The following is a 3,559-nucleotide window of genomic DNA, read 5'->3' as shown; positions in this document are numbered from 1 at the left end:
TCCTTCTTTTCTCGCGGCCCCGGGGCCCCCGGGGCCGGGCCCCCCCCCCCCGGGCGGGGGGCGGGGCCCGCGGCGCTCGTGCGGGGTGCCGGTCAGCGCTTGAAGATGTCCTTCATCTTCTCCTTGGCCTGGCGGGCATCACCCTTGGCCTGTTCGGCGCGGCCTTCGGCCGTCAGCCGCTCGTTGCCCACCGCGCGGCCGGCCGTCTCCTTGAGCTTGCCCTTGGCCTGCTCGGTCTTGGCCTGGCTCTTCTCGTTCTCCGACACAGCTGATCACTCCCTGGGGGATGGGAACAACGTACGCCTCCCGTCTGACCGGGATCCCGGCCCGCAAACGGAGCTGACGCAAGGGACGGTTGTCGGCCAGAGCGACGGCCCGCCCGGTTGTGCGGGCCCGCATCGGGGGTAGGGGCGGGGGACGACAACGGACCGGCCAGAGGAGACATCGTGGAGTGGGACAGCGTGGTGGGGCAGATCGTGGCCAGACGCAGCGGGCGCACGGTCGAGGAGCTGGAACCGCAGACCGACCTGGCGGAAGACCTGGGGCTGGACGACGCCGCGGTGATCGGGATGCTCGGGGAGCTGAAGGCCGCCGGGTTCCACGTCCGCGACGGGGTGGACCTGGGCCGGCTCACCACGGTGCAGGCCCTGATCGACGCGGTCAGCCCGGCGTCATGACCCCGTGGGCCCTTCGCCCCCGGCCGTGAGCCGGGCGCCGCGACCGCCAGCGCGGCGGCCCGCCACGGCGGGGCCGGGCCTCGTAACCTGAGCCGATGCCTCATCACGATCTTGTTGTCATCGGAGCGGGTTCCGGCAACGCCGTCATCGACGATTCGTTCGCCGGCCTCGACGTGGCCGTCGTCGAGGAGAAGTGGTTCGGCGGGACCTGCCTGAACGCCGGCTGCATCCCCAGCAAAATGCTCGCCTACGCGGCACACGTCGCCGAGACCGTCCGCGAGGCCGGTACCTACGACGTGGACGCCGAACTCCGGGCGGTCCGCTGGCGCGCGCTGCGCGACCGGGTCTTCGGTCGGCTCGACGCAGACCGCGAGGAGGGCCGCCGCGGCCGGATGGAATCCGGCTTCGTGACCGTGTACGAGGGCCGGGCGCACTTCACCGGGCCCCGGCAGCTGCGCATCGGGCTTCCCGGGGGCGACCTCGACATCAGCGCGGACCGGATCGTCGTCGCCGCCGGCGGACGCCCGCTGGTACCCGCGCCGGTGGCCGAATCGGGCCTGCCGTACGAAACGTCCGACACCGTCATGCGCGTCGACGCCCCGCCCCGGCGCCTGGCCGTCCTCGGCGGGGGCTACATCGCCGCCGAACTCGCCGAGGTCTTCGCTGCGGCGGGCAGCTCCGTCGTCATCGTCGAGAAGGAGGACCGGCTCCTCGGACCGCAGGACGAGACGGTCGCCGAGCGGTTCACCGAACTGGTGCGCTCCCGCTACGACCTGCGGCTCGGCCGGGAGGTCACGGCGGTCGGCGGCCGGCCGGGCGCCCTGCGGCTGACCCTGGACGACGGTTCGGCCGTCGAGGCCGACATGCTGCTGGTCGCCGCGGGACGCGTCCCGAACAGCGACCGGCTGAACCTCGAAGCGGCCGGCATCCGTACCCACGACGACGGCCGGATCGTCGTCGACGTCCACCAGCGCACCACCGCCGACGGCGTGTTCGCGCTCGGCGACATCTGTACGCCGGTCCAGCTGAAGCACGTGGCCAACCGGGAGGCGGAGGTGGTGTCGCACAACCTCCGCCACCCGGACGACCTCGCGTCGGCCGATCACGGCAACGTCCCGGCGGCGGTCTTCACGCGCCCGCAGATCGCCTCGGTCGGAGCGACCGAACAGGACTGCCGGGACCGGGGAGTGGACTACCGGGTGGGCACGGCGCGCTACGCCGACGTGGCCTACGGCTGGGCCATGGAGGACACCACCGGCTTCTGCAAGGTGCTCGCCGAGGCCGGCACCGGCCGGCTGCTCGGCGCCCACCTGATGGGGCCCCAGGCCCCCACGCTCATCCAGCCCCTCGTCCTCGCGATGGCCCTGGGGACCGACGCGTCCACCCTCGCCGGGGTTCCGTACTGGATCCACCCCGCGCTCACCGAGGTCGTGGAGAACGCCCTCCTCGACCTCGGTCTCTGAGCGCGGCGGCCGGCCGGGCCGCGGGGGATGTCATCGTCTGCGGCCACGGCCCCGCGCGGCCAGCCCGCTCGCGACCCCGGCGACGTGCAGCGCCAGCAGAGCGAGACCGACCAGCATGAAGTTGGTGGAGGTGAAGATGTTGTTCGTGGAGATCTCGGCCGCGTTGATCAGGAACGCGATGAAGAACAGGACGGCGGCGGCTATGCCCAGCATGGTGGTGCCCCTCTCGGTAGGTGAGGGGCGTGTGCCCCGCCGGAGCCGGACCATGAGCGGCCGGACCGCCTGATTCCCGCCGTGATTCCCGCCGTGTTTTGGCCCCGGTCTCGGTCCTGGTCTCAGCCCCTGTCTCAGCCCCGGTTCCCGCTCTGATTCCCGTTCGCGCGGGAGGAGGTCAGCCGTGGGTGGCGTCGATGACGCAGAACCGGTTGCCCTCGGGATCGGCCAGCACCACGAAGTCGGGGTCCTCGGGATACGCGTCCCAGTCCACCTGGCGCGCCCCCAGCGCGACCAGGCGTGCCACCTCCGCCTCCTGCTCGGCCGCGTCCGCCGCGTAGAGGTCGAGGTGGACGCGCGGGCGGTCCTGCACCGGTGAGGTGCTCAGGCCCAGGGCCAGCCCGGGGCCCGGCCCCTCGGCGGGCACCAGGACGGTCCAGTCGGCGTCGACGGCGCCGTCGCGGGGGACGTACCCCAGCGCCGCGCCCCAGAAGTCGGCCGCCCGCCGCACGTCCGCGGCGCCCATGACGATGGTTCCGATGGTCAGCATGATCCGATTCTGGCAAACCCGCGGTCGCCGCTGCCCGGGTCCCCCCGCGCGGCGGCTTTCGCGACGGGCGAAGGTCCGGGCCCGGGTGTCTGGCGCACCAGAGGCTGGGCAGGCGGCAGGCATGACTGATTCCGAGACGAAGAAGACCAGCGGATACGACGTCACCGTGCACGGCGAACGGTTCACCTGTCGGGAGGTGTCCGGACTGGGGCCGCAGGGGGACGGCGGTCTGCCCGGCCAGGTCCTCACGGTGACACTGACCGACTGCGTCCTCACCGACACCCCCAGGGCGCAGGAGTGGGCGCTGTCCGCCGACGGTTCCCCCGTCGGGCGGCACGTGAAGATCGAGGAGACGGCCGGGGACCCGGCCGCGGGAGCGGCCGCCCCGCTGGCCACCTGGTACCTCACGGACGCCCGGCCGGGCGCCATCGGGGACTACAGCACCACGGCGTCCAACCACGAGACCCGCATCGGCCGGCTGACCGTGCACGCGGAGAAGATCGCCCCCGACCTGCCGGTATGAGCCCGCCTGCCTGGGTCCGCCGTGACGAGCCTGCGGCCCGACAGGGCGCGCAGCAGCGTGGACTTGCCGCAGGCGTTGGGGCCGACGATCACCGTGAAGGAGTGGTCGGGGATCTCCACCGACAGGTTCTCGG

6 protein-coding genes and 1 pseudogene are annotated in these 3,559 nt (G+C 72.9%); 3 read left to right on the top strand and 4 right to left on the bottom strand.

The window, feature by feature from the left end:
- Positions 1 to 92 precede the first annotated feature (92 nt).
- Entirely contained in the window at positions 93 to 266 is a 174-nt protein-coding gene (locus ABT106_RS31455; RefSeq protein ID WP_351284341.1) for a CsbD family protein, read from the bottom strand.
- A gap of 180 nt (positions 267 to 446) precedes the next feature.
- On the opposite strand from ABT106_RS31455, the gene ABT106_RS31450 reads away from it, so the two are divergent.
- Positions 447 to 677, top strand: a complete 231-nt coding sequence (locus ABT106_RS31450; protein ID WP_351284338.1) for an acyl carrier protein — start codon at positions 447 to 449, stop codon at positions 675 to 677.
- A 95-nt stretch (positions 678 to 772) separates the two neighbouring features.
- A complete protein-coding gene (locus tag ABT106_RS31445) occupies positions 773 to 2,140 on the top strand; it encodes a mycothione reductase (protein ID WP_351284335.1) in 1,368 nt (455 codons plus the stop codon).
- A gap of 30 nt (positions 2,141 to 2,170) precedes the next feature.
- Here the strand turns inward: ABT106_RS31445 and ABT106_RS31440 are convergent, their stop codons facing one another.
- Together ABT106_RS31440 and ABT106_RS31435 are read right to left on the bottom strand one after the other, a co-directional pair.
- Positions 2,171 to 2,353: a hypothetical protein gene (locus tag ABT106_RS31440; protein ID WP_351284332.1), complete on the bottom strand. Its 183-nt coding sequence runs from the start codon at positions 2,351 to 2,353 to the stop codon at positions 2,171 to 2,173.
- A gap of 178 nt (positions 2,354 to 2,531) precedes the next feature.
- The gene (locus ABT106_RS31435; protein WP_351284329.1) at positions 2,532 to 2,903 is read right to left on the bottom strand and encodes a VOC family protein; all 372 of its coding nucleotides are present in this window, start codon (positions 2,901 to 2,903) and stop codon (positions 2,532 to 2,534) included.
- Between the two features lie 121 nt (positions 2,904 to 3,024).
- On the opposite strand from ABT106_RS31435, the gene ABT106_RS31430 reads away from it, so the two are divergent.
- On the top strand, positions 3,025 to 3,426 hold the full coding sequence (locus tag ABT106_RS31430; protein ID WP_351284327.1) for a hypothetical protein: 402 nt from the start codon (positions 3,025 to 3,027) through the stop codon (positions 3,424 to 3,426).
- Positions 3,427 to 3,454: 28 nt separating this feature from the next.
- On the opposite strand, the pseudogene ABT106_RS31425 reads toward ABT106_RS31430, so the two are convergent.
- A pseudogene (locus ABT106_RS31425) lies at positions 3,455 to 3,559 on the bottom strand (ATP-binding cassette domain-containing protein); the annotation flags it as partial.

It is taken from the genome of Streptomyces sp. NPDC002044 (genome assembly GCF_040296725.1).
In the GTDB taxonomy this organism is placed as follows: Bacteria; Actinomycetota; Actinomycetes; order Streptomycetales; family Streptomycetaceae; genus Streptomyces; species Streptomyces antarcticus.
Note: the sequence above shows the minus strand (reverse complement) of the source record. Positions and strands in the feature narration are given on the sequence as shown.

Excerpts from the sequence above, each read along its gene's own strand:
- ABT106_RS31440 (WP_351284332.1), bottom strand. The coding sequence starts at position 2,353 with ATGCTGGGCATAGCCGCCGCCGTCCTGTTCTTCATCGCGTTCCTGATC.
- ABT106_RS31445 (WP_351284335.1), top strand. The coding sequence starts at position 773 with ATGCCTCATCACGATCTTGTTGTCATCGGAGCGGGTTCCGGCAACGCC.
- ABT106_RS31430 (WP_351284327.1), top strand. The coding sequence starts at position 3,025 with ATGACTGATTCCGAGACGAAGAAGACCAGCGGATACGACGTCACCGTG.
- ABT106_RS31435 (WP_351284329.1), bottom strand. The coding sequence starts at position 2,903 with ATGCTGACCATCGGAACCATCGTCATGGGCGCCGCGGACGTGCGGCGG.